Origin of the sequence: Massilia aurea, assembly GCF_024753205.1 — a bacterium.
Lineage (GTDB): Bacteria > Pseudomonadota > Gammaproteobacteria > Burkholderiales > Burkholderiaceae_D > Telluria > Telluria aurea.
In genome coordinates, this window is the sequence record NZ_JANUGZ010000005.1 from 450,294 (window position 1) to 476,209 (window position 25,916).

The 25,916-nt window shown below is 64.2% G+C and carries 23 protein-coding genes and 1 tRNA gene; 17 read left to right on the forward strand and 7 right to left on the reverse strand.

What is annotated here, in order from left to right:
* Positions 1-30: 30 nt before the first annotated feature.
* Positions 31-522 (reverse strand): glycine zipper 2TM domain-containing protein, encoded by a 492-nt coding sequence (locus NX775_RS21375; protein WP_258837799.1) that lies wholly within the window; start codon positions 520-522, stop codon positions 31-33.
* 197 nt (positions 523-719) lie between these two features.
* On the opposite strand from NX775_RS21375, the gene NX775_RS21380 reads away from it, so the two are divergent.
* Together NX775_RS21380 and NX775_RS21385 are read left to right on the forward strand one after the other, a co-directional pair.
* Positions 720-1,856 (forward strand): metallophosphoesterase, encoded by a 1,137-nt coding sequence (locus tag NX775_RS21380; protein ID WP_258837800.1) that lies wholly within the window; start codon positions 720-722, stop codon positions 1,854-1,856.
* Positions 1,857-1,956: 100 nt separating this feature from the next.
* On the forward strand, positions 1,957-3,402 hold the full coding sequence (locus NX775_RS21385) for a M20/M25/M40 family metallo-hydrolase (protein WP_258837801.1): 1,446 nt from the start codon (positions 1,957-1,959) through the stop codon (positions 3,400-3,402).
* A 42-nt stretch (positions 3,403-3,444) separates the two neighbouring features.
* Here the strand turns inward: NX775_RS21385 and NX775_RS21390 are convergent, their stop codons facing one another.
* Both NX775_RS21390 and NX775_RS21395 read right to left on the reverse strand, forming a co-directional pair.
* The gene (locus NX775_RS21390; RefSeq protein WP_183551690.1) at positions 3,445-3,816 is read right to left on the reverse strand and encodes an Lcl C-terminal domain-containing protein; all 372 of its coding nucleotides are present in this window, start codon (positions 3,814-3,816) and stop codon (positions 3,445-3,447) included.
* Positions 3,817-3,951: 135 nt separating this feature from the next.
* A complete protein-coding gene (locus NX775_RS21395) occupies positions 3,952-4,629 on the reverse strand; it encodes an SOS response-associated peptidase (RefSeq protein ID WP_258837802.1) in 678 nt (225 codons plus the stop codon).
* A 130-nt stretch (positions 4,630-4,759) separates the two neighbouring features.
* Here NX775_RS21395 and NX775_RS21400 point away from each other — a divergent pair, with 130 nt between their 5' ends.
* Together NX775_RS21400 and NX775_RS21405 are read left to right on the forward strand one after the other, a co-directional pair.
* Complete coding sequence (locus tag NX775_RS21400) at positions 4,760-5,167, forward strand: hypothetical protein (RefSeq protein WP_183551696.1); 408 nt, start codon at positions 4,760-4,762, stop codon at positions 5,165-5,167.
* A 16-nt stretch (positions 5,168-5,183) separates the two neighbouring features.
* On the forward strand, positions 5,184-5,393 hold the full coding sequence (locus NX775_RS21405; protein WP_258837803.1) for a hypothetical protein: 210 nt from the start codon (positions 5,184-5,186) through the stop codon (positions 5,391-5,393).
* A 58-nt stretch (positions 5,394-5,451) separates the two neighbouring features.
* Here NX775_RS21405 and paoC (NX775_RS21410) read toward each other — a convergent pair whose 3' ends face one another.
* From paoC (NX775_RS21410) to paoA, 4 genes are all read right to left on the reverse strand, one after another.
* Positions 5,452-7,653, reverse strand: a complete 2,202-nt coding sequence (gene paoC, locus NX775_RS21410) for an aldehyde oxidoreductase molybdenum-binding subunit PaoC (protein ID WP_258837804.1) — start codon at positions 7,651-7,653, stop codon at positions 5,452-5,454.
* 152 nt (positions 7,654-7,805) lie between these two features.
* On the reverse strand, positions 7,806-10,013 hold the full coding sequence (gene paoC / locus NX775_RS21415; protein ID WP_258837805.1) for an aldehyde oxidoreductase molybdenum-binding subunit PaoC: 2,208 nt from the start codon (positions 10,011-10,013) through the stop codon (positions 7,806-7,808).
* A 3-nt stretch (positions 10,014-10,016) separates the two neighbouring features.
* Positions 10,017-10,970, reverse strand: coding sequence for an FAD binding domain-containing protein (locus NX775_RS21420; RefSeq protein WP_258837806.1), 954 nt, complete (start codon positions 10,968-10,970; stop codon positions 10,017-10,019).
* The gene (gene paoA, locus NX775_RS21425; protein ID WP_183551712.1) at positions 10,967-11,614 is read right to left on the reverse strand and encodes an aldehyde dehydrogenase iron-sulfur subunit PaoA; all 648 of its coding nucleotides are present in this window, start codon (positions 11,612-11,614) and stop codon (positions 10,967-10,969) included. Before paoA ends, NX775_RS21420 begins: the two co-directional genes overlap by 4 nt.
* A gap of 247 nt (positions 11,615-11,861) precedes the next feature.
* On the opposite strand from paoA, the gene NX775_RS21430 reads away from it, so the two are divergent.
* From NX775_RS21430 to NX775_RS21490, 13 genes are all read left to right on the forward strand, one after another.
* A tRNA-Leu gene (locus NX775_RS21430) sits at positions 11,862-11,946 on the forward strand.
* A 195-nt stretch (positions 11,947-12,141) separates the two neighbouring features.
* Entirely contained in the window at positions 12,142-12,933 is a 792-nt protein-coding gene (locus NX775_RS21435; RefSeq protein ID WP_258837864.1) for a ParB N-terminal domain-containing protein, read from the forward strand.
* Between the two features lie 31 nt (positions 12,934-12,964).
* Positions 12,965-15,217, forward strand: a complete 2,253-nt coding sequence (locus NX775_RS21440; protein ID WP_258837807.1) for a penicillin acylase family protein — start codon at positions 12,965-12,967, stop codon at positions 15,215-15,217.
* Positions 15,218-15,318: 101 nt separating this feature from the next.
* Complete coding sequence (locus tag NX775_RS21445) at positions 15,319-15,870, forward strand: thymidine kinase (RefSeq protein WP_258837808.1); 552 nt, start codon at positions 15,319-15,321, stop codon at positions 15,868-15,870.
* Between the two features lie 4 nt (positions 15,871-15,874).
* Positions 15,875-16,465, forward strand: coding sequence for a hypothetical protein (locus NX775_RS21450; RefSeq protein ID WP_258837809.1), 591 nt, complete (start codon positions 15,875-15,877; stop codon positions 16,463-16,465).
* 181 nt (positions 16,466-16,646) lie between these two features.
* Positions 16,647-19,010, forward strand: a complete 2,364-nt coding sequence (locus tag NX775_RS21455; RefSeq protein WP_258837810.1) for a carboxy terminal-processing peptidase — start codon at positions 16,647-16,649, stop codon at positions 19,008-19,010.
* Positions 19,011-19,337: 327 nt separating this feature from the next.
* Positions 19,338-21,041, forward strand: coding sequence for a GspE/PulE family protein (locus NX775_RS21460; protein WP_258837811.1), 1,704 nt, complete (start codon positions 19,338-19,340; stop codon positions 21,039-21,041).
* Positions 21,042-21,059: 18 nt separating this feature from the next.
* Positions 21,060-22,304 carry a type II secretion system F family protein gene (locus tag NX775_RS21465; protein WP_258837812.1) on the forward strand — a complete coding sequence of 415 codons (1,245 nt, stop codon included), beginning with the start codon at positions 21,060-21,062 and terminating at the stop codon, positions 22,302-22,304.
* Positions 22,305-22,574: 270 nt separating this feature from the next.
* Positions 22,575-23,033, forward strand: coding sequence for a prepilin-type N-terminal cleavage/methylation domain-containing protein (locus tag NX775_RS24110; RefSeq protein ID WP_307732361.1), 459 nt, complete (start codon positions 22,575-22,577; stop codon positions 23,031-23,033).
* Positions 23,034-23,276: 243 nt separating this feature from the next.
* A complete protein-coding gene (locus NX775_RS21475; protein WP_258837813.1) occupies positions 23,277-24,209 on the forward strand; it encodes a type IV pilus biogenesis protein PilM in 933 nt (310 codons plus the stop codon).
* Complete coding sequence (locus tag NX775_RS21480; RefSeq protein WP_258837814.1) at positions 24,206-24,865, forward strand: hypothetical protein; 660 nt, start codon at positions 24,206-24,208, stop codon at positions 24,863-24,865. Before NX775_RS21475 ends, NX775_RS21480 begins: the two co-directional genes overlap by 4 nt.
* Positions 24,862-25,557, forward strand: coding sequence for a hypothetical protein (locus tag NX775_RS21485; protein ID WP_258837815.1), 696 nt, complete (start codon positions 24,862-24,864; stop codon positions 25,555-25,557). The genes NX775_RS21480 and NX775_RS21485 overlap by 4 nt, the downstream gene beginning before the upstream one ends.
* Positions 25,542-25,904 carry a hypothetical protein gene (locus NX775_RS21490; protein WP_258837816.1) on the forward strand — a complete coding sequence of 121 codons (363 nt, stop codon included), beginning with the start codon at positions 25,542-25,544 and terminating at the stop codon, positions 25,902-25,904. Before NX775_RS21485 ends, NX775_RS21490 begins: the two co-directional genes overlap by 16 nt.
* Positions 25,905-25,916: the final 12 nt, after the last annotated feature.

The window sequence follows — 25,916 nt, forward strand, 5'->3', positions numbered from 1 at the left end:
AAAAAGCCGCGCAGTGCGCGGCTTTCGTGGTTAGCGGCCGTAGCCGCGACGGTCATCGCGGTCCCAGCGGTCGTGGCGGTCATAACGGTCGCGGCGGTCATGACGGTCCCAGCCGCGGCCACCGTCACGGTATTCGACGTAGACGGGACGTGGTTGCACGTACACCGGACGCGATTCCACATACACCGGGCGTGGCTGGACGTACACAGGACGCTGCTGCACATACACCGGGCGCTGCTGCACGTAGGTCGGTTGCGACTGGTAATACCCGCCGCGATTGTCGTAATAGTTACCGCGATCGCCGTAGTGGCGACGGTCATCGCGCGAGTGGACCGAGTTGCCCACTGCCGCGCCGATCACACCGCCTGCCACTGCGCCGCCGGTGCCGCCAACCGTGTGGCCAACGACTGCACCGAGCACGGCGCCGATGGCCGTATTCGTACCACGATCGCCGGCCATTGCCGCCGGCGATACGGCGACGGCGGCCAGCAGCACAGCACCAAAGGTCTTCGATTTCAACATGGCTTTTTCCTTTTTACCCCGGCGGAGATCGGAATGATGTTCTCGCTCACCGGGTAGGAATCACTATATTCTTGGTTCTTGATAGTGCCATCTGCTAATACAGATTTTTACAAGTGATGCCCGGTCTGTAACATCCTCGCTTGCATCTCGGCCCATGTGCCCCATGTAGCTCCTATTGCTTTTCATCTATCCCCCTCATGCGTCCAAGCCGAAGCTTCCTCGTTGTTCTGCTCCTCATGGTCATGCTGCTGGTGTATCTCGGCATGCGCCTGTTGCCCGACCTGGCCCTTGGCATGGTCGGCAACCTGATCGCCGGATTATTGTTGTGCCTGCTGGGCATCCTGGTGCCGGTGGGGCTGATGTCGGCCTCGATGCGCCGGCGCCGCTGGTCCGATGCCGTGGCCTGGTTCGGCTTGCTGTCGATGGGCCTGTTCTCGTCGCTGCTGGTGGCGACGGTGCTACGCGACCTGATACTGCTGGGGCTGATGGTCATTGGCGCAGTCACCGCCCCGGTGCTGTATATCAGCGCGCTGGCGGTGCCGCTGATCGCGCTGGCGGTGACGCTGATCGGCTATGCCAACGCACGCCGGGTCGCGCGCATCGTGAAGGTGGATGTGCCGATTCGCGACTTGCCGGAGGCACTGCACGGCTACACGATCGCGCAGATTTCGGACGTGCACGTGGGCCCGACCATCAAGCGCGCCTACCTGAATGCCATTGTCGACAAGGTCAACGCGCTGGAAGCGGACGCGATTGCCGTCACGGGCGACCTGGTCGACGGCAGCGTGCAGCGCCTGGCGCCGCACACGGAACCACTGGGCCGCCTGCGCGCGGGCGATGGTGTGTATTTCGTGACCGGCAATCACGAGTACTACTCGGGCGCGCTCGAGTGGATTGCCGAAGTGCGGCGCCTGGGCCTGAACGTGCTGATGAACCAGCACGTGATCGTGCACAAGGGTGACGCGCGCCTGATGATCGCGGGCGTGGCCGACTATCACGCCCATCACTTTCATCCCGAGCACAAGAGCGATCCACAACGCGCTGCGGCCGGTGCGCCGGCCGGCATTGGCGCGCGCGTGCTGCTCGCGCACCAGCCACGCAGCGCGACGGCGGCAGCGGCCGCGGGGTTCGACCTGCAACTGTCGGGCCATACGCACGGCGGCCAGTTCTTCCCGTGGAACCTGTTCGTGCCGCTGCAGCAGCCGTTCGTGGCTGGCCTGAACCGGGTGCGCGAGATGTGGGTGTACACGAGCCGTGGCACCGGCTACTGGGGGCCGCCGAAGCGCTTTGGCGCGCCATCGGAAATCACGCTGGTGCGCCTGGTGGCGGCCTGACAACCGGGCCTGGCCCCGGCCACTTCATCAGGAAAGTCGGGGCGAAACCTTGCCGGATGCGCTATTGTTTGAATCCTTTCAATACCGCAAGGATTCCCGCATGAACTTCCCCGTTCGCCGTCTTCGCAGTCTTCCCATGTTGGGCGCCATCGCCGCCACACTGATCGTCACACCGGCCTTGGCCGCCAGCCCCGGCAACGATCCTGCTGCGCTGGTCAAGATCCGCGACGCGGCAATGACGAGCGACTACGCCTGGCAACGCACGGAAGACATGACCGACCTGATCGGCCCGCGCCTGTCGGGTTCGCCAGGCGCAGCGGCGGCGGTGACCCAGGTTGCCGACGCCATGCGCAAACTTGGCGCGAAGGTGACGCTGCAGCCGGTGAAGGTCCCGCACTGGGTGCGCGGGATCGAGACGGGCGAACTGGTCGATTACACGGGCCGCCCAGCCGGCATCACGCAGCGCATCGTGCTGACCGCGCTGGGCGGCTCGGGCGCCACGCCAGTCGACGGCCTTGTCGCGCCTGTGCTCGTGCTCAGTAGTTTCGAAGAACTCAAGGCGCGGTCAGCCGAAGTGAAGGGCAAGATCGTGCTGTTCGATGTCGCTTTCGACCAGCATATGGCCGACCGCGGCCTGGCCGGGCCGGCCTATGGCGCGGGTTCGAACTACCGCCGCAATGGTCCACGCCTTGCGGCCGAGCTGGGCGCTGTCGGCGCACTGGTGCGCTCGGTCGGTGGCGCTGCTTATCGATTGCCGCACACGGGCTCGTCCGGCCTGTCGGATGATGCGCGCATCCCGGCAGCCGCCGTGACGGCCGAAGACGCGATGCTGATGGCACGCCTGGCCAAGCGCGGCCCGGTCAAGCTCAAACTCGTGCTGACCCCGAAAAACCTCCCCGACGCCGACAGCTTCAATGTGATCGCCGATCTGCCGGGCACGGACAAGCCGGAAGAAATCGTCATCGTCTCGGGCCACCTCGATTCGTGGGACTTGTCGCCCGGCGCGCACGATGACGCCGCCGCCGTGGCCAGCGCGATGGCCGTGTTCGATGTGCTGAAAAAACTCGATTACCGGCCGCGCCGCACGATCCGTTTCATCGCCTGGATGAACGAAGAGAACGGCATGCGCGGCGCGAGCACCTATCTTGCCGCCGAACAGGCGAACACCGCCAAACACTTTGGCGCGATCGAGAGCGACAATGGCGTTGGCCGCCCGTTCGGCTTGCGCGCCAGCGTGACGCCGCAGTCGGTGAAATTGTTCGCGCCGCTGCAAGCGGCCTTGCAGCCGATCGGCGCCGGCGTGTTCCAGCGCCAGGACGTGCTGGCAACGGGCGACCTGGCCGGCCTGGAACGCGCAGGCGTGCCAAGCTTCGCGCCCATCGTCGATACAGCGAACTATTTCGACATCCACCACACGCCGGCCGACACGCTGGACAAGGTCGATCCCGACAGCCTGCGCCGCAACGTCGCGCTGATGGCGGCGACGGCCTGGTATCTGGCCAATATGGAGCAGCCAATTGGCCGCTCCAGCGTGCCGGCGCCGTGATGCGGGTCAGGTTGCAGGTCAGGCTGCGAGTCAGGCCGCGGGTCAGGCCGCTGTACTGATCCGCCGTACCGCGCGCGCATGCCCGCGGTATGGCCGGCCGTAGATGGTCTGGATGCCACTGGCGAAATTCTGGCCCCAGACCAGCTGGGCGCGCGTGGCATGCGGCTCGCTGGACCAGTACCAGTCGCGCTGGAACGATTCGCGCAGGTTGGCAAACAGCAGCGCCAGCTCGCGCCGCGTGGGCAGGGCGCCGCCCTGGCTGGCGGCCCAGTCGGCGGCCGTGGGCCAGCTTACGTCCGCGCTGTCGCCTGGCAGCAGGACCAGGTGGTAGTCGGGATCGTCTTTGCCCAGGATGAGGCCAGCGTATTCTTCACCCTCTTGCAGCAGGCCCCGGATTTGCATGTATTCGCCCATGGATTCACCTCACGTGTGGTAGCAGTCCGGTAAGACTGGCGAACACGACGTTTGGTTGCATCCCCGGTTCGATCCAGATCAGACAACGGCCGGGTTCCAGGATATTCGTACTGCCGGACTGTGCGGCGGGATGGCTCAGGCGTTGCTGTCGATGGGTTGCGCGACCTCAGGTCCACCGGCGCCGGCGCGATTGACCTGTGTGCTGACTTCGTGCCAGACGAATGCGTCCGGGGGCAGGGCAGCCGAGCGGGCCAGCGCCAGCGCCTCTTCGCTCGAGAGCGCCGGATCGAGCCAGCGCTCGGCATCCTCGGCGTCGAGCACCACCGGCCGCCGGTCGTGGATGTCGAGCATGCCGCCCGAAGCATCGTCGGTCACGATGACAAAGCCGGCCTCGGCGCGGTTTTCGGTAAAACTGCCGAAGTTCGCCAGCGCCAGCATGAACAGCGGTGCACCATCCTTGCGGTGGATATGCCACGGCTGCTTGCTGCCTTTTTCGCCCGTCCACTCGTACCAGCCAGAGGCAGGCACGAGCGCGCGCCCCGACTTGAGCAGGCCGCGCCAGTAGCGGTTGTCCAGCTTGTCCATACGCGCGTTGATGGTCACCGGGACCTTGCCCTTGGCCCAGCGCGCCTGGTAACTCCAGTACACGTCGTCCACGCGCCGTTCGCCGTCCTGCAGATGCAGCACAGGGCGATAGGTGCCGGGCGGCACGTTGTAAGCCGGTTCGGATTCGCTGTCATACACGGCGTCGAGCCAGCCCATGACGCTGGCGTAGTAACGGGCCGTTTGGCTTTGGTCAATTCGTCCACACATGCGGGTAATGGTAGCGCAAGGCGGCTGGACGCGTCGCACCGTGTTCTGCCCGCGCGCGACGCGTGTGGCATTTGGCCGCAGCACGCCGCAATGGTATGCTCAGGAATACAACGATTGATGAGGAGCAGGTATGGCAGCAGGTTGGTGGACAGTATTAAGAACCGTTCCCTGGAGCGACGTAATCAGCGCAGCGCCGCAGGTGGCCAACGGCGCGCGGCGGCTGTGGGACACGGTCAACCGCAACCGGCAGGGCATGCCCGATGAGCCGATGGGCGTGGCGCCCGGGATGGCGGGGCAGGAAGAAGACGTGTTCGATATCCTGATCCGCAGCGTCGAGCGCAATGATGCCGAGATCACCGATCTGCGCAACCAGATGCGTTCGGCCTCCGAAATCATCGCCAACCTGGCCGACCAGAATGCGCAGCTCATCGCCAAGATGGATGCTCAGCGCCAGAAGATGACGTGGATGGGCGCGACCGCAGCGCTGTCCGGCCTGCTGTCGGTCGTGGCGCTCGTGCTCGTGGCCGTACGTACCTAGTTAAACAAAGGCCGTCATGAAAGTCGTCCTGATTTGCGCGACGCTGTTCATCTTCTTCTCGATGCTGATGAACAGCGCGCGCAAGCGTGGCAAGCTTGGCGATAACGCCAACCGCGCCGTGACCGGCCTGGCCACGTCGATGCGCATCTTCGTCTACGGCCTGCTGTGCTGCGTTGTGATCCTCTGCTGCGCCATGGCCTGGCACATGCTCGGCCAGCAAGCCTGATCCGGGTGGCGACGCCGACGCTGACGCCGGTCCCGGCTGCAGCGTCGGCCCCAGAGCACTACACCGGCAGCGGCATCTTCTCCAGCAGCTTGTCGAGCGTGACTGGATACTCGCGCACCCGCACGCCAGTGGCGTTGTAGACCGCATTGGCAATCGCTGCCGCCACGCCGCACAGCCCCAGTTCACCCACACCCTTGGCCTTCATCGGCGACGAATACTCGTCTTCCTCGTCCAGGAAAACCACGTCCTGATGCGGGATATCGGCATGCACCGGCACCTCGTAGGTTGCCATGTCGTGATTGGCAAAGAAGCCCAGGCGCTTGTCGACCACCATGTGCTCCATCAGCGCGCCGCCCACACCCATCGTCATCGAGCCGATCACCTGGCTGCGCGCCGACTTCGGGTTCAGGATGCGGCCTGCCGCGCAGACGGCCAGCATGCGCCGTACGCGCGTCTCGCCCGTCACCGAATCAACCGCGACTTCGACGAAATGCGCGCCGAAGGTCGAGAGCTGGTTCTTTTTCGCCAGCTCGCCGAACTCGATGACATCCTCGGCCACCAGCTCACCGCCCTCGGCCGCCTTGGCCAGCGGCTGGCTGGCGCCGCCAGCGCGCACGACGCCGTCGGCGAACACCGGGTCCGTCATGTTCATTTTGGCCGCGATCTGTTCGCGCAGCTTGACGCAGGCAGCGTACACGCCGGCCGTCGCACTGTTGGCGCCGAACTGGCCACCCGAGCCGGCCGACACGGGAAACTCCGAGTCGCCCAGCTTCACCTTCACGCGATCGAGCGGCAACCCGAGCATCTCAGCGGCGGTCTGCGCAATGATCGTGTAGCTGCCGGTACCGATGTCGGTCATGTCCGTCTCCACCGTCAGGATGCCATCCGTGCCAAGGCGCACGCGGGCGGCCGACTTGACCACGGGACTGTTGCGAAAGGCCGCCGCGACGCCGTGCCCGATCAGCCACTGGCCTTCACGGACCTGGGCGGGCTTGGCATTGCGCGCCTTCCAGCCGAAGCGTTCAGCCCCGGTGCGCAGGCAGTCGACCAGGCGCCGTTCGGAGAACGGACGGTTCGGCTTTTCCGGGTCGACCTTCGTGTCGTTCAGGATGCGCAGCTGCACCGGGTCCATGCCGAGCTTCTCGGCCAGTTCATCCATCGCGATTTCCAGCGCCATCATGCCCGGCGCCTCGCCCGGTGCGCGCATCGAATTGCCCTCTGGCAGATCGAGCACGGCCACGCGGGTCGCCGTCATCCGGTGTGCGCCCGCGTACAGCAGGCGGGTTTGCTGCGTTGCGACCTCGGGCCGGCCGCCCGGCAGGTTGCCGTTCCACGTTTCATGGCCGATGGCCTGGATGCGGCCATCGCGGCCCACGCCGATGCGCAGGCGCTGGATGGTTTTCGGCCGGTGCGTCGTGTTGTTGAAGATCTGGTGGCGCTGCAGGGCCACCTTGACCGGACGGCCGGCAGCGCGGGCGCCCAGCGCGGCCAGCACGGCGTCGGTGCGCAGGAACAGCTTGCCGCCGAAGCCGCCGCCGATGTAGGGCGCGACGACGCGCACCTTGTCCTTGCCGATATTCAGCGTCTTGGCCAGATCGGTGCGGCACCAGTCGACCATCTGCGTCGAGGTCCAGACTGTGAGCTTGTCGCCGTCCCAGCGTGCGGTGGTCGCGTGCGGTTCCATCATCGCGTGCGCCTGGTCGGGTGTCGTGTAGGTGGCGTCGAGTTTGACCGGGGCGCTGTCGAATGCGTGCTCGAAATCGCCGACGCGGGTATCGGGCGGCGAGTTGCGTTCACCCTTGGGCGGGGTAGCGCTGTCCTTCACGCTGGCCAGATCGAAGCTGCCCTTGGCCTCGCTGTAGCTGACCTTGACCAGATAGGCTGCAGCGCGCGCCTGCTCGAACGTCTCGGCCACCACGAGGGCGACTGCCTGGTGGTAGTGCATCACCTCGGGTCCGGCCAGGAGCCGGGCCGTGTTCTTCTGGCCCTTGCCCAGTGCGCCGGCGTTGGCGGCAGTGACAACGGCCAGCACGCCGGGCGCGCGGCGGGCTGCCGCGTCGTCGATGGCGAGAATCGTGCCCTTGGCGATTGTGGCGCCGACCATCACGCCGTGGGCGGCGTCCGGTACGGCCGCGTGGTGTTCATAGGCATACGGTGCCTGGCCGGTGCACTTGAGCGGGCCATCGACGCGGTCGTACGGCTTGCCTACGTGGCGCAGCGTGTCGATGGGATTGGTGGTAGCGGGGGTGGTAAATTTCATGGGCTCGGCCTTTATTCGCCTCCGCATGGCGCGGGGGAGGGGTTCGGTGCACCGGAAAAAGAGGGGAGCGCCTCATGGCCGCCAGGGACGGGGCCACGAGGGCAATGTGGCGAACGGCATCATGCCGCCGCCACTGGAACATCAAACGACCATCAAACCGACAGCGGCATCTTTTCGATCAGCTTGTCGAGCGTGATCGGATACTCGCGCACACGCACGCCGGTCGCGTTGTAAATTGCGTTGGCAACTGCCGCAGCAACACCGCACAGACCCAGCTCGCCGATGCCCTTGGCCTTCATGGGCGACGAGATTTCGTCTTCTTCCTTGAGGAAGATGACTTCCTGGTGCGGCACGTCGGCGTGCACCGGCACCTCGTAGGTGGCCATGTCGTGGTTGGCGAAGAAGCCCAGGCGCTTGTCGACCACCAGGTGCTCCATCAGCGCGCCGCCGATACCCATCGTCATGCCGCCGATGACCTGGCTGCGTGCCTGCATCGGGTTCAGGATACGGCCTGCTGCGCACACGGCCAGCATGCGGCGCACGCGCGTTTCGCCCGTGACCGAATCGACCGCGACTTCGACGAAGTGCGCGCCGAACGTCGACAGCTGGTTTTTCTTGTCCAGGCCGCCGGAGAATTCGATCGTGTCTTCGCCGACCAGTTCGCCACCTGCCGCCGCTTTAACCAGTGGCTGGCTGTTGCTGCCCACGCGCACGGTGCCGTCGACGAATTCGGCGTCGGCTTCGTTCACGCCCAGCTTGGCGGCAACCTGCTCGCGCAGCTTGACGCAGGCCGCGTACACGCCTGATGTGGAACTGTTCGCGCCCCACTGGCCACCCGAGCCGGACGATGCCGGGAAGTCCGAGTCGCCCAGGCGCACATCGATGCGATCGAGTGGCACGCCCAGCATTTCAGCCGTGGTCTGCGCGATGATCGTGTAGCTGCCGGTACCGATATCGGTCATGTCGGTTTCCACCGTCACGCGGCCATCCGTGCCCAGCTTGACGCGGGCGCCCGATTTCATCACCGGGCTGTTACGGAAGGCGGATGCCACGCCATGGCCGATCAGCCAGCGGCCTTCACGGACCTGGCCTGGCTTCGCATTGCGCTTGGCCCAGCCGAACTTGTCGGCGCCCATGCGCATGCACTCGATGTAGCGGCGTTCCGAGAACTTCCGGATCGGCTTTTCCGGATCGACCTTGGTGTCGTTCAGGATGCGGAACTGGACCGGGTCCATGTTCAGCTTTTCGGCCATCTCGTCCATCGCCACTTCGAGCGCCATCATGCCCGGCGCTTCGCCTGGTGCGCGCATCGCGTTGCCTTCCGGCAGATCGAGCTCGGCCACGCGGGTGGCGGTCATGCGGTCGGTCCCGGCGTACAGCAGGCGCGTTTGCGCGGTCGCCACTTCGGCGCTGCCTTTTGGCAGGTTGCCGTTCCAGGTTTCGTGGCCGATGGCCATGATGCGGCCGTCACGGCCGGCGCCGATGCGGATGCGCTGGATCGTTGCCGGACGGTGCGTCGTGTTGTTGAAGATCAGGTGGCGGTGCAGCGACACCTTGACCGGACGCTTGGCCGCGCGCGCGCCCAGCGCTGCCAGCAGCGCATCGGCGCGCAGGAACAGCTTCGAGCCGAAGCCGCCGCCGACGTACGGCGAGATCACGCGCACTTTTTCTTTCGGGATGGCCAGCGTCTTGGCCAGGTCGCCGCGGCACCAGGCGACCATCTGGTTCGACGTGTAGACCGTGACCTTGTCGCCTTCCCAGAAGGCGGTCGAGGCATGCGGCTCCATCATCGCGTGCGACTGGTCGGGCGTGTGGTAGGTGGCGTCGAGCTTGACGGGCGAGGTCTCGAAACCGCGCGCGAAGTTGCCCGTCTTGGTATCCGGCGGATCCGACTCGCCCTCGGGTTTCACGGCATTGCCTTTTTCGGCGTCCAGGTCAAAGCGGCCCTTCTGGACCGTGTACTTGACCTTGACCAGGTGCGCAGCAGCGCGCGCCTGTTCGAACGTTTCCGCCACCACCAGCGCGACGGCCTGGTGATAGTGCTGGATGTTCGGGCCGGCCAGCAGGTGGGCGGTGTTCATGTCGCCCTTGCCCAGTTTGCCTGCGTTCTCGGCGGTGACGACGGCCAGTACCCCCGGCGCGCGGCGTGCAGCCTCGATATCGATCGATGCGATGCGGCCCTTGGCGATGCCCGAGCCGACGACGAAGCCCTGCGCGGCGTTCGGTACGTCCTTGTGATGCTCGTACGCGTACGGCGCCGTGCCGGTGGTCTTGAGTTTGCCGTCGATGCGGTTGGTCGGCTGACCGACATAGCGCATGCGGTCAATCGGATTGGTGGTTGCTGGAGTCAGGAATTTCATGGCTTAGGCTTTCTTTGCGTCTTGCATTGCTGCGGCCAAAATACGGTGTACCAAAGGAACCTTGAAGGCATTCTCTTCGGTGGTCTTCGCGCCGGCCATCAGGCGATCGGCCACGGCCTTGGCGCCCGCGCCCATCTGCTGCTCGGCGGCTTCGACGCGCCATGGCTTGTGGGCCACGCCGCCAACGGCCACGCGGCCGGTGCCGTCCGGCAGGATCACGGTGGCAACCGACACCAGCGCGAACGCATACGATGCGCGGTCACGCACTTTCTTGTACGCGTGCACGCCGCCCAGCGGTTTTGGCAGGGTCACGTAGGTGATCAGTTCACCCGGTTCGAGCACCGTTTCGATGTGCGGGGTGTTGCCCGGCAGGCGATGGAAATCGGCGATCGGGATCGTGCGCTTGCTGCCATCGGCGCGCACGGTCTCGACTTCGGCGTCCAGCAGGCGCATGGCCACGGCCATGTCGCTCGGGTGCGTGGCGATGCAGGCATCGCTCGTGCCGACCACGGCCAGGTTGCGGGTGAAGCCGCCGATGGCGGCGCAACCGCTGCCCGGCTCGCGCTTGTTGCACTTTTGCGCGGTGTCGTAGAAGTACGAACAGCGGGTACGCTGCAGCAGGTTACCCGACGTCGTTGCCTTGTTGCGCAACTGGGTCGAGGCGCCCGACAGCAGGGCGCGCGACAGCACGGCGTAGTCCTTGCGCACGCGCGGGTCGGATGCCAGATCGGTGTTGCGCACGAAGGCGCCGATGCGCAGGCCGCCGTTGGCGGTTGGCTCGATCTTGTCGAAGCCCAGTTTATTGACGTCGACCAGGGCGCCCGGGGTTTCGATCTCGAGCTTCATCAGGTCGAGCAGGTTGGTCCCGCCGGCGATGAAACGTGAGCCTGGCGTGCGGGCGACGGTTTGCGCTGCCTGTGCAGGCGTGGTAGCGCGTTGGTAAGTAAAGACCTTCATGCTTTGACCCCTCCGACTTCCTTGATGGCGTCGATGATGTTGGAGTAGGCGCCACATCGGCAGATGTTGCCGCTCATGCGCTCACGGATTTCTTCCACGGTCATCTGTGGCTTGGCGTTGAGGTCGGCCGTGACGTGGCTCGGCATGCCGGCGCGAATTTCTTCGATCACCGACACGCTGGCACAGATCTGGCCCGGGGTACAGTACCCGCACTGGTAGCCGTCGTGCTTGACGAAGGCTGCCTGCATCGGATGCAGCTTGTCCGGCGTGCCGAGGCCTTCGATCGTCGTGATCTTGGCGCCGTCGTGCATGATCGCCAGCGACAGGCACGAGTTGATGCGGCGGCCATCCATGATGATGGTGCAGGCGCCGCACTGGCCCTGGTCGCAGCCTTTTTTCGAGCCGGTCAGGTGCAGGTGCTCACGCAGCGCGTCGAGCAGCGTCGTGCGCGTGTCGAGTTCGAGCGTGACGTCCTTGCCGTTGACGTTGAAGGAGACGCCGACCTTGACCGGCTCCGGGTTGGCGGCCGGGGCGTTGGCGGCCGTCTGCGCGTTTGCGCCCGGCATTGCCACGGCCGAAGCCGATACTGCGCCGGCGATCAATACATCGCGCCGGGACAGCTTGATTTCCCTGAATTGTTCCATGTTTGGAAGTTCCTTCTATACAGTACGTTGTTCACCGTGATGTTGGCGTCGATACGATGGCGCCGCCCAGGCGAAAAGAAATGACAAGATAATGCGTTGATTTTATGTCAGCTCGCGTTAAGGCCGCGCTCCCTTGAAACCTGAAGCACTTTGGTGTAATAGCCATGTTGAGAGTACGTGTTTATATCTGGCAGCGCAGCTCAGCCACTAACACCCGGGTTGCTCCACGTAGTACAATCCGGGCGGCGCGGGCATGGCGAAATTGGTAGACGCATCAGACTTAAAATCTGCCGCCGTGAGGCGTGCCGGTTCGATTCCGGCTGCCCGCACCACGAATTATTCTGGCGCTCCACGCCAATCATGGCGCGACAGCGCCGATGCACTCACTCCGATATGCGACTGTCCATACGTTCCGTTATGGCAAGCGCAGGTCAGCGGCCTCGTCCGGATGGTGTAGCATGCCATTCGGCACCTCGATGCGGCCGCCGCACCACGACACTCCCCAGCACGACATGCAAGGACCCGAATTGAATATCACGATCAACGACGAATTGCGCTCTTTCGTCGATCCGCTCAGCCCGATCGAACAAGCCGCGCTCGAGCGCAGCCTGCTCGCCGAAGGTTGCCGCGACGCACTGGTACTCTGGCGCGATACGCTGATCGACGGCCACAATCGCTATGAGCTGTGCCAGAAGCACGGCATTCCGTTCCGCACCGTCCACAACAACACCTTCGAGTCGATCGAGGACGTCATGCTGTGGATGATCGATAACCACTTGGCGCGCCGCAGCGTGTCGGACTTCCAGCGCGGCGTGCTGGCGTTAAAGAAAAAAGAAATCGTCTCGGCCCGCGTGGCCGAGCGTCCTGCCGATGAGGCAGGCGATGCCGACGCGGCGCTGGACCCCGCCTCGCCGCCATGGAATACGCGCGAAGACGTCGCGCGTGCGGCGCGCGTGTCGAGCAATACGATCAGCCAGATCGAACGCATCCAGAAAGCGGCGACGCCCGAGCTGCGCGAAGCCGTGCGTACCGGCACCATCTCGATCAATGCCGCCGCCAATGTGGCGCAGTTGCCCGAGTCGGCGCAGCTGGCCGCCGTGGCCGGCGGTCGCAAGGAATTGCAGCAGGCTGCGCGCCAGGTGCGTGAACAGAAAAGCGCGGCCCGCCCGCGCAAAGAGAAAGAAGTGGTCGATCCGGCCGACGAGCTGGCCACATTGCGCAGCGAACGCGCAGCGATGAAAGACCGCCTGGCCACGCTGCTGACCGAAAACGAACGCCTCAAGCAACGCCTCGTCAACGCCGGTCTCGGCGCCGACTGAACCTCGCCACGTCCTCAAGGAGCCAGCCCCCATGCCCACGTCACGTTCGTTCACGCCGGCATTGCTCGGCTTGCTCCTGATCGGCGCCGCCGCGCCATCGCTCGCTGTTGCGCCCAAGAAGACACCGATCGCGGCCACCAGCGCGCAAGCTGCGCCGAGCGCGGCCACGGTCGCGCGCTGGAAGGCAACGGCCGAGCGCGTGACGATCATGCGCGACAAGTGGGGCATTCCGCACGTGTTCGGCCGCACCGATGCCGACACCGTGTTCGGCACGCTGTACGCGCAGGCCGAGGACGATTTCAATCGCATCGAACTCAATTACATCAATGCGATGGGGCGCCTGGCTGAAGTCGAGGGTGAGGCCGAGATCTGGCGCGACCTGCGCATGAAGCTGTACGTCCAGCCGGCCGCCATGCAGGCGCAATATGCCGCGAGTCCCGCCTGGCTGCAGAACCTGATGAAGGCGTTTGCCGATGGCCTGAACTATTACCTGTACACGCACCCCGAGGTCAAGCCGAAGCTGCTGACCCACTTCGAGCCGTGGATGGCGCTCACGTTCAGCGAAGGCAGCATCGGCGGCGACATCGAATCGATCGAGCTGGCCGACCTGGCCGCGTTCTATGGCAAGCGCCCTGCAGTGGCGCAACTGAACGCGCAGCGCCTGGATTCGCGCGGCTTCGCCCCGGAACCGCGTGGCTCGAACGGCTTTGCCATCGCCCCCAAACTGAGCGCCAATGGCCACGCGCTGCTGATGATCAACCCGCACACGTCGTTCTACTTCCGCCCCGAAGTGCACATGGTCAGCGAAGAGGGCCTGAATGCCTATGGCGCCGTGACCTGGGGCCAGTTCTTCATCTACCAGGGCTTCAACGACAAGCTGGGCTGGATGCACACGTCCGGTGGCGGCGATGTCATCGACGAATACCTGGAAACCGTCGTCGACCGCAACGGCGAGTACTTCTATAAATACGGCAAGCATGAGGCGCCGATGCGCAAGGTCGCGATCGCGCTGCCGTACAAGATGCCCGATGGAACGATGGCCAGCCGCAGCGTCACTGCCTACTTCACGCACCACGGCCCCGTCGTGCGCGCCGAGGGCGGCAAGTGGGTGTCGGTCAAGCTGATGGACGACCCGCTGAACGCCTTGACCCAGTCGTACACCCGCACCAAGGCGCGTGACTACAGCGCGTTCTACAAGGCCATGGAGCTGCGCACCAATTCGTCCAACAACACCGTGTACGCCGATGCGAAGGGCAATATCGCTTACTTCCACGGCAACTTCATCCCGAAACGCGACCCGCGCGTGGACTGGACCCGCCCGGTGGACGGCAGCAATCCCGCCAACGAATGGCAGCGCCTGCACGAGATCGACGAGACCATTACGCTGTTCAACCCGGCCAGCGGCTACATCTTCAATACCAACAACTGGCCCTGCACGGCGGCCGGCGTGAGCAGTCCCAAGTGCGCGAACTACCCGGCCTATATGTGGTCGCTGCCCGAGAATGCGCGTGGCCGCAATGCCGCGCGCGTCTTCAAGGAGGCCAAGGGCCTCGACATCGACGGCCTGATCGCGGCCTCGTACGACACGCGCCTGCAGGCGTTCGAGCCGCTCGTGCCGGCCGTGGTTGCCGACTACGACGCCTTGCCGCCGGAAGACCCGCGCAAGGCGGCGCTGGCCGAACAGATCGACGCGCTGCGCAGCTGGAACATGCGCTACGCCATCGACTCGGTCCCCACGTCGCTGGCCGTCTACTGGGGCCAGGACCTGGTGGCCCAGCACGGCGCGCGCGCAAAAGGCGAGACGATCCCGCCGGTCGACTACATCGCCCAGCGCTTGACCCCGGCGGACCGCCTCGACGGCTTGCTGCGCGCGTCGGACAAACTGATGGCCGACTTCGGTGACTGGCGCACGCCATGGGGCGAGATCAACCGCTTCCAACGTCTCTCGGGCGCGGTCGACCAGCAATACGACGACAGCAAGCCCAGCATTCCGGTGCCGTTCACATCGGCCAACTGGGGTTCGCTGGCATCGTTCGGCATGACGGCCAAGCAAACGACGAAGCGCATTTATGGCGACCGCGGCAACAGCTTTGTCGCTGCCGTGGAGTTCGGCCCGAAGGTGCGCGCCAAGAGTATTCTCGCTGGTGGCCAGAGCAGCGATCCCCGCTCGCCGCACTTCAACGATCAGGCCGCCATGTATGCGCGCGGCGAGTTCAAGGACGTGCTGTTCTACAAGGACGATATCGAGCGCAATCTCGAGCGCAAATACCATCCGGGCAAGTGACAATCGGGCTGTGATCGTGCTGCGATGGGCTGGCGATCCAGGTTGCCGGCACGCTATAATCGCAGCCTTCGTCGCATCGGATAGACAGGCAGGACAGGGCAGTGGCCAAACTTTATTTCAGGTACTCGGCGATGAACGCCGGCAAATCGACGGCCCTGTTGCAGGTCGCGCACAACTACGAAGAGCAGGGCCAGCAGGTCAAGCTCTACACGGCAGCAATCGACAACCGCTATGGCGTTGGCGTGATCACGTCGCGCCTGGGCGCGCAGCGGCCCGCTGAAGTCTTTCATGCGGATACCAACTTTCTCGACCAGGTCGAGAACGTCGCCTGCCTGCTGGTGGACGAGTCGCAATTCTTGACGGCGGCCCAGGTCAGCCAGCTGCACCAGCTGGCCCAGCTGCGCGGCGTGCCCGTCATCTGCTATGGCCTGCGCAGCGACTTTCGCGGCGAGCCATTCCCCGGCTCGGCCTATCTGCTGGCGCTGGCCGACGATATCGAGGAAATCAAGAACATCTGCACCTGCGGCAAGAAGGCGACGATGAATATTCGCGTCGACGAGCAGGGGCGCCGTATCCGCGAAGGCGAGCAGGTCAGTATCGGCGGCAACGAAAGCTACCGCCAGGCGTGCGGGCGCTGCTTCTACGAACGCTGACGCGATGCTCGCCGGCTGCAGCGCCTGGCTCCCCGCCGCCGCCTGCGCCATGGCCGCCGCGTCGCTCGACATCCTGATTTACCTGATTCCGTCGGCGGCGCTGGCGTTCCTGCTGTGGATTGCCTCGGCCGCGCACCCCGTCTTTTTCGTGTTCACCGCTGCCGGTACGCTGTGCCACGAGCTGGCGCATTTCTCGGTGGGGCTGCTCACCAATGCCGAACCGGTCGGGATGAGTGTGCTGCCGCGCCGCATCAAGCGCGCGAAGGGCAGCAAGGCGGGCGGGCACAACTGGGAACTGGGCTCGGTCACGTTTGCCAATCTGCGCTGGTACAACGCGGCGCCAGCCGCGCTGGCGCCGCTCCTGGTGCTGTTCGTGCCGCTGGGCGTGGCCTGGTGGCGCACGCGTCATGGACTGGCCTTCGAGCCGGTCGACCTCGCGCTGATGGTGTTTCTCGCGCCGCAGTTCCTGTCGTTCTGGCCGTCGCCGGTCGACTGGAAGCTGGCCGCCCGCTCGTGGCCATGGGCGCCGCTGCTGATCCTGCTCGCCGCGCTCTGGTATTACGGCGACGCGCTATTGAGGCTTGTCAAAGGGTAAATACAGGGATGTGAGCAGGCTTACGGCAACCTTAATTGTCAGCGTTTGCGTTGCCGCAAGCGGGTCAGGCCGGCGCTAACACGGTCATCTACCTGTAGAATGAACCGAAAAGCGCGGTATGGCAGGTTTGCCTTGCGCCATGCCGCAACCGCAACAGGAATCCCGTTCGGAGAATCGCAGAATGAAGAAGCACGTGCTCCTCGCCGCCATGGCGTTTGCCATGTCCGCCCATGTGGTGACCGCGCAGCCCGAGAAATCCGCTGCCGTCGCAACGCCACCGGCTCCGGCCAAGGCCGCCGATTCGGCGAAGTCTGCTGCCAAGCCCGCCGGCAAATCCGCCACCCCGGCCATTCCCGCCGACATGAAGCCGATCGCCGCCCAGACCCAGGCCGCGCTGTGGGCCTCGCGCGTGCTGGGCCGCTACCACTACAGCCCGGTCCCGCTCGACGACGCGATGTCAGCGAAGATCTTCGATAAATACTTCGAAGGCCTCGACAGCGAAAAACTGTACTTCGTGCAGGCTGACCTCGACAGCTTCGGCGCCCTGCGCACGAAGATGGACGACGCCATCAACAATGAAGACCTGAGCGCACCGTTTTCGATCTACAACATGTACCAGAAGCGCTTCGGCGAACGCATGGCGTACGCTCGTAGTCTGCTCAAGGGCAACTTCGACTTCTCGACCGAAGAAACGATGCAACTGGACCGCGAAAAAGCATCGTGGGCCAAGAGCGACGATGAAATTCACGATCTGTGGCGCAAGCGCGTCAAGAACGACTGGCTGCGCCTGAAGCTCGCCGGCAAGGACGATAAATCGATCCGCGAAACGCTCGACAAGCGCTACGAGAACTACGTCAACCGCATTGGCAAGCTGAACAACGAAGACGTGTTCCAGATGTTCATGAACGCGTATGCCACCGCTATCGAGCCGCACACCAACTATCTGGGTCCGCGCTCGGCCGACAACTTCGATATCGCGATGCGCCTGTCGCTCGAAGGCATCGGCTGCGTACTGCAGTCGCGCGACGACTACACGATCATCCGCGAAGTCGTTCCTGGTAGTCCTGCTGAAAAATCCGGCAAGCTCAAGGTGGGTGACCGCATCGTCGGCGTCGCGCAGGGCAATGCACCGTTCACCGACGTGCTCGGCTGGCGCCTGGACGACGTCGTCGCGCTGGTGCGCGGCGAAAAGGGCACCACGGTGCGCCTGGACGTGATTCCGGGCGACGGCGGCATCGACGCCAAGCACGTGAGCGTGTCGATGGTGCGCAACAAGATCAGCATGGAAGAGCAGGCCGCCAAGAAGTCGATCATCAAGGTCAAGGAAAACGGCGTCGAGCGCCGCATCGGCGTCATTGCGCTGCCAACCTTCTATCAAGACTTCGAAGGCCGCCGCAAGGGTGAAAAAGACTTCCGCAGCGCCACGCGCGACGTCGAGCGCATCCTGGTCGAGCTCAAGAAAGACAAGGTCGACAATGTCCTGATCGACTTGCGCAACAACGGCGGCGGTTCGCTGACCGAGGCTGTCGAACTGACGGGCCTGTTCATCGACAAGGGCCCGGTTGTCATGCAGCGCACGGCCGAAGGCCGCGTCGAAGTCGAAAGCGATGTCAAGGCCGGCCTGGCGTGGGATGGCCCAATGGGCGTGCTGATCAACCGCGGTTCGGCCTCGGCGTCCGAGATTTTTGCGGCGGCGATCCAGGATTACGGCCGCGGCATCATCATCGGCGAGCCAAGCTTCGGCAAGGGCACGGTCCAGACACTGATCGACCTCGACCGCTTCGCACCGGGTGAAAAAGCCCGCTACGGCGAGCTCAAGATGACGATCGCCCAGTTCTTCCGCATCAATGGTGGCACCACGCAGCTGCGCGGCGTGACGCCGGACATCAAGCTGCCGGTCATGACCGACCTCGACAGCTTTGGCGAATCGTCGTACGACAATGCGCTGCCATGGGTGGCAATCAAGCCTGCTACCTACATGCCGGCGGGCGACCTGAAGGAACTGGTGGCGCCGCTGCAGCAACGGCATGAAGCGCGCATTGCCAAGGACAAGGACTTCCAGTTCCTGCAAGAGGATATCGCCGAGGTGCTCAAGCTGCGCAAGGAAAACGTGATTTCGCTGAACGAGGCCGTGCGCCGCAAGGAGCGCGATACGCAGGATGCCCGCTCGAAGCTGCGTGAAGCCCGCCTGGGTGGCACGTCGGCAACGCCGGACGAACCTGCCAGCGGTCCGGGCAGTAAGGAAAAGCGCGCCGAAGCGCCGGACCCGACCAAGGCCAAGAAATCGGTCGTCGCCGTGCGCGGTACGCCGCGTCAGGATGACGGTCTGCAGGCCGACGAGCGCAATCTGCAGTCCGAGCTGGCAGCTGAAAAAGCGGCCAAGGATGCCAAGGACGTCATGCTGCAAGAGACGGCCAACATCCTCGCCGATGAGGTGGGCATGCTCAAGACGGACACGCGGATGGCGTCGCGCGTGATGCCGTACATGGTCGTCGCACCAGCAGGCGGCGCTGTCACCGCCAATGCCAGTGCCAATGCCAAGTAAGCGTCGTACCTGAAGCGCGGCAGTATCGCGCTGCCTGATCGAGGCTGCATCTTCGGATGCAGCCTTTTTTGTTGGCGTAGTCAACATGTTCTGTGGATGATGTCGATAACTGTACAGAACACATGATCGCGGGAGCTGACCCGCCCGCAATCCTGGCCGAGCGCGGATTTGTCACTCTGGAATGCTGCGAATGCCGTGTTTGATGTCGTTTCGCTACTGCCAGGTAGCAGGACTGACGCCAAAAGCCGACACATTTTAATTCCTTGAGTCAATTTTTATTCTTTCTGGCATAGAATCTACGCTGCAAGAATTAGACCAAGGAACGGTATGGCACGGCCAGAGAAAGTGCGTCTCGGCGAAGTATTGATGCAGCAAAAGCTGTTGAGTGAAGAACAGCTGCAGCAGGCCCTTGCTGACCAGAAGCGCACTGGTCGCAAACTCGGGCGCGTTTTTGTCGAGAGCGGTTTCGTCACCGAGGATCAGATTTCCGGCGCACTGGCGCGCCAGCTCGATATCCCGTATATCAACCTCAAGTTCTACAACATCAACGCCGATCTGGTGCGGCTGTTGCCCGAGACCGCTGCACGCCGCTTTCGCGCTCTGGTGCTGGAAGATCGTGGCGACGCCATGCTGGTGGGCGTGTCCGACCCTACCGACTTGTTCGCCTACGATGAAATCGCGCGGCTGATCAAGAAGGGCGTCGAACTGGCCGTGGTCAACGAGACCGAGGTGCTGGGCGCGATCGACCGCATCTACCGCCGCACCGGCGAGATCACGGGCCTGGCGCGCGAAGTCGAGGCCGACCTGGGCGACGTGTCCATCGACTTCGGCGCGCTGGCGGCCAACCCGGGACTCGAAGAGGCCCCGATCGTCAAGCTGCTGCAATCGGTGTTCGACGATGCGGCCCAGGTGCGTGCATCCGACATCCACATCGAACCGCAGGACGGGCGCCTGCAGATCCGTTTTCGCATCGACGGTGTGCTGCACCTGCAGACCGAGGCCGACCTGAAGGTGGCCACGCCGCTGGCGCTGCGCCTCAAGCTGATGGCCGACCTGGACATCTCCGAAAAGCGCCTGCCGCAGGATGGCCGCTTTGCCGTCAAGGTGCGCAACCAGCGTATCGACGTGCGTATCTCGACCATGCCGACGCAGTACGGCGAATCGGTCGTCATGCGTCTCTTGAACCAGGGCGGCACCAATCTGCGCCTGGACGCCATCGGCATGCCGGCGCGCCTGGTCGAGCGCTTCCGCGCGATTGTCGCGCGCCCGAACGGGCTGGTGCTGGTCACCGGGCCGACCGGTAGCGGCAAGACGACGACACTCTACAGCGCGCTGGCCGAACTCAATTCGGTCGAGAAGAAGCTGATCACGGTCGAGGACCCGGTCGAGTATCGCCTCTCGGGCATCAACCAGGTGCAGGTCAACGACAAGATCGAACTGACCTTTGCGCGCGTGCTGCGCTCGGCACTGCGGCAAGACCCGGACATCGTGCTGGTGGGCGAGATGCGTGACCAGGAAACGGCGCAGATCGGCCTGCGCGCCGCAATGACTGGTCACCTGGTTCTGTCGACGCTGCACACGAACGATGCGGCCAGCACGCCGCTGCGCCTGATGGACATGGGCGTGCCGCGCTACATGGTCGGCGGCTCGCTGCAGGCCGTGCTGGCCCAGCGCCTGGTGCGCGTGATCTGCGAGAGCTGCACGGTCGACTACCAGCCGGCCGCAAACGAAGTCGAGTGGCTGCGCTCCGAACTGAAGGAGCTGGCCGCGAGCACGCGCTTCTTCCACGGCAAGGGCTGCTCGCATTGCAACGGTACCGGCTACCGGGGCCGCACCGGCGTCTACGAACTGCTGGAAATGACGCGCGCCGTGACCGAGGCCGTCAACCATCCCGATCCGGGGCACTTTCTGAAAGTCGCCCAGGCCGAGATGCGCGGCGACACGCTGCGCCGCCATGCGGTGAGCCTGGCCGTGCAGGGGCGCTCCACGATCTCCGAGGCGATGCGGGTCAGTAACCAGTTCGACGATTAAGGCGAGAGCCGATAAACGATGCCATTTTTTGCCTATAAAGGCCGCGACGGACGCGGCGAGTTGCTGCAGGGCGTGCTTGAAGGCGTCGACAGCGGCGCGGTCGCGGACCAACTGTTCGGCAGCGGCGTGACGCCGCTCGAGATCAGCGTGACCAAGCGGCGCGCGACCAGCGGCGGCGCTGGCAGCAGCCTCGGCTGGCGCGAGCGCCTGTTCGAGAAAAAGGTCACGTCGATGGACGTGCAACTGTTCAGCCGCCAGATTTACACGCTGCTGAAATCAGGCGTGCCGATCATGCGCGGGCTGGCCGGGCTGCAGGAGTCGGCCATCAGCCCGGCATTCGCGCGCATCATCAAGGACCTGCGCGAGTCGCTCGACGCCGGGCGCGAGCTGTCCATCGCAATGGGCCGCCACCCGCTCGTGTTCACGCCGTTCTACCTGTCGATGGTCAAGGTCGGTGAAATGACCGGGCGCCTGGAAGAAGTGTTCCTACGCCTGTTCGACCACCTCGAGTTCGATCGCGATATGCGCGAGCGCGTCAAGACGGCGCTGCGCTATCCGACCTTCGTTGTCATCGCCATGGTGCTGGCGATGGTCGTCGTGAATATTTTCGTGATCCCCAAGTTTGCATCGGTGTTCCAGTCGTTTGGCGCCGAATTACCGCTGATGACGCGTGTGCTGCTGACGACTTCGCAGTTCACCATCGCCTGGTGGCCGGCACTGGCCGGTGTGACCGTTGCGTCCATCATTGGCTTCAAGGCCTGGACCCGCACGTTGAATGGCCGGCTGGTCTGGGACCGCGTCAAGCTGCGCCTGCCAGTTGCCGGCAAGATTATCCATAAAGGGACGATGGCGCGGTTTGCGCGCAGCTTTGCGTTGTCGCTGCGCAGTGGCGTACCGATCGTGCAAGCGCTGACGGTCGTATCGCAGACGGCGGACAACGCCTATCTCAGTTCGCGCGTCGACCAGATGCGCGACGGCGTCGAACGCGGGGAGAGCATCCTGCGCACATCGACCGCCGCGAACGTGTTCACACCGATCGTGCTGCAGATGATCGCAGTGGGCGAGGAAACCGGTTCGATCGATGACCTGATGGACGAGATCGCCCTGATGTACGAGCGCGAAGTCGATTACGAACTCAAGACGCTCTCGAGCCAGATCGAGCCGATCCTGATCACCTTCCTGGGCATCATGGTGCTGATCCTGGCGCTGGGTATTTTCCTGCCGATCTGGGATCTGGGACAGGCGGCATTGCATCCGAAATAACACGGGTCACAGACGAGTGTTGCGTAATGGCACCAAATCAGGGGTTGCCGAGCAGAAAATCCGCGCTAGCGCAAAATACTTTGTGGAAAGTTCTTCCTGTATATCGAAATTTCCCTAGGCCAATGTAGAATTCTTTGTGCGCTCTCCGCCGTCAGGCCTGGATGAGGGCAAAGATACCAGAGGGATCGGTCTGCTGCGTGCCTTGGTGCACCGGTCCTCAATCATACAGTCGAAAGGATTTTCATCCTTTCAATCATACGGAGAGTAGCGATGAACAAAGGTTTCAACAAAGGCGCGCAAGGCGGTTTCACCCTGATCGAACTGATCGTCGTGATCGTGATCCTGGGCATTCTTGCAGCAACGGCGCTGCCGAAATTCGCCAGCCTGAGCGGCGATGCCCGTGCAGCGTCGCTGCAGGGCGCCCGCGGTGCCTTGAGCGCCGCGTCGTCGATGTTGCGTGGCAAGTTTCTGATTACCAACACGACCGATATCGTTGTTGAAGGCGAGACCATCAAGATGGTCAACGGCTACCCAAGCGTGGCCACGATCGGCGCGGCAGCCGGCCTGAGCGACAAGGACTACAAGTCGGCAATCAATGGTCAAACCGTGACGTTCACGCCACTGAACATGCCGCCAGCCCTGGATACCACCTGTAACGTGCGCTACACCGAAGCGACCGCCGCTGTCCCGGCACCGGTCATTCAGGTGGTCAGCACGAAGTGCGAATAATCGTCGTGATCTGATCAGAAAAGCGCTGCTAAGGCAGCGCTTTTTTTATGGTGGTGTACTCGTTAGCTTGGAATGACACCAAGCGAGGAACGCCGAGGGGGCGAAATCGGTGGCTAGGTAGCCACACGCCGACGATTACTTCACGTGTCCTACGTCTTTTTGTAATTGCCCCCAATCACTCTTGTCTATAATCAAGACTTCTGTCGGTATCGACTTACTCTGCGATCAACACTGGCTGCTTGCATGCGTCTGTTTAAAAGAGCGAAGAAAAAAGATGGCTGGCTCGCTGTTGCCATCGGGCGCGACGGTGTGGCCATCACGAGCGTCAAGCGTGCGCCCGAGGCCAAGCCACTCGTGCATTTCGCGCAATTCTTTCCGGGTAATTCTGGTGTCGAAACCATCGAAAAAGCAGGCCGCGAAGGTCAGGCGGGTGTGCGTCACTGCACCACGCTGCTCACCGGCGGCGACTACCAGATCCTCAACGTCGAAGCCCCGAACGTCCCGCCCGACGAAGTGAAAACGGCCGTGCGCTGGCGCCTGAAGGACATTCTCGACTTTCCGGCCGCTGAAGCGACCATCGACGTGCTCGACATTGCGCTAGACGCCAACTCGCGCGCCCAGCAATCGGTGTTCGTCGTCGCGGCGAAAAACAGCATCATCGCGCCGCGCCAGAAACTGTTCCTGGATGCCAAGGTCGAACTGACGGCGATCGATATCCCTGAAATGGCCCAGCGCAATGTGTCGGCCATGCTCGAGCCGGAAGGCCGCGGCATCGCCATGCTGTCGTTTGGCGACGATGGCGGACTGCTGACGGTGTCCTACCGCGGCGAGCTGTACCTGTCGCGCCGCTTCGATGTCACGCTGGCGCAATTGCTCGAACCGGACCACGACCGCAAACATGCGAGCTTCGACAAGATTACGCTCGAACTGCAACGCTCGCTCGACCATTTCGAGCGCCAGTATTCGTTCATCAGCGTCGCCAAGCTCATTCTCGGCCCCTCGGCCGTGACGGGGCTCGACGAATACCTGTCCAGCAATCTGTACACGCCGGTTGAAACGCTGAACCTGGCCGCTTTGTTCGACCTGTCGCGCACGCCCGAGCTGGCCGACCTGGCCCAGCAGCAGCGCTTTTTCCTGGCCATCGGCGCCGCGCTGCGGGACGGGGAGGGCGCATGAGCCAGCAGATCAATCTGTTCAATCCGGCGTTCCAGCCGCAAAAGCACGTGCTGTCGGCAGCGCAGCTGGCGCTGGCCGCCGGCGTGATCGTCGTCGGCATCGCCGGCCTGGCACTGCTGGGGAGCATGCGCACGGCCGAGCTGCAGCAGCAGGCGGATGCTGGTGCGGTTCAGCTCGACAAGCGGCAAGCACGCCTGGCCTCGGTCAACACCGAATTCGTGCCGCGCGCGAAAGACGCGACGATGGCGGACCAGCTCCTTGACGCCGACCGCAAGCTGGCCGCCATGCGCCACGTATCGGGTGCGTTGTCACGGGGCGAACTGGGTGACACGAACGGCTTCGGTGGCTACTTCAAGGCGCTCGCGCGCCAGAGCATGCCGGGGTTGTGGCTGACCGGGGTGACGGTCGGTGCGGGCGGCGCGCAGATCGGCATCCGCGGCCGCGCGATGGACCCGGCCATGGTGCCTGGCTACCTGAATCGCCTGACGAGCGAGCCCCTGATGCAGGGTAAGTCGTTCGCCAGCCTGCAGATCGGCGAAGCGGCGCCGCTGCCAGTGCCGGCAGCCGTGCCCGGCGCGGATGGCCAGGCACCGACCCGCGCCGCGCCGTATGTCGAATTCAGCCTGCAGTCGGTTGCCACGGAGCCGCAGCCATGAGCGCCTCGATCAAGCAGCGCGTGCTCGATGTGGCGGCGCGCATGGACGCCCTGTCGCTGCGTGAACGCGGCATGGTGTTCGGCGCCACCATCGCGGTGCTGGCGTTTGCCGGGCACACCTTTGTGCTGACGCCGCAGGACGCGAAACAGGCAGCCCTGCGCACGCAAATCGAGCAACAGCAGGCCGCGAGCACCGCCATCGATGCCGAAATCACGGCGCGCGTGGAGGGTTCCCGGATCGACCCCGACGCCCAGTCCCGCACGCGCCTGAACACAATGCAGCAGGAGATGGGGCAGCTGGGCAGCGAGCTGCTGGCGCTCGAACATGGCCTGGTGCCGCCCGAGCGCATGGGGCCACTGGTCGAAGGCATCCTGCGCGCCAACGGCCGCCTCAAGCTGGTCTCGATGCGCACGTTGCCGGCCGAACCGCTGGCAGCACCGTCAGCACCGGCAGCGCCGGCAACACCTTCGCCTGCAGCGGGGGGCGATGTGCCCCTGCTGTACCGGCACGGCGTCGAAGTCACGGTGCGCGGCAACTACCTCGACATGGTCGACTACATGAGCACACTCGACGCGATGCCGACGCGGATGTTCTGGGGCCGCGCCCAGCTCGACGTCGAAACCTATCCGACCGCGCGCCTGACGCTCACGCTGCATACGCTCAGCCTGGACCGACAATGGATGAAGCTGTGAAGAACCTGACCAAGACCGTGCTGGCCTGCCTCGCGCTGTGCCAGCTGCCTGCCGTCGCGCAGCCGTTGCAGGACCCGACCCGCCCACCGGCCGGCATGGACCGGATCGCGCTCGATCCGGCCGTACAGGCCAGCGTCCCGCGCCTGCAATCGGTGCTGATCGCGCCGCATGCGGGCGGGCGTCACGTGGCCGTGATCGACGGCGAAACGCTGCGTCTGGGAGAGCTTTACAAAGGCGCACGGATCACGAGTATCAAGCCTGGCGAGGTCATCCTCATGCGCGGCAACGCGCGCCAGGTGCTGCGCATGGATGCACCGCTGTCCGGCATGACGCCGGTTGCCCGCTAACCAATGAAGTAC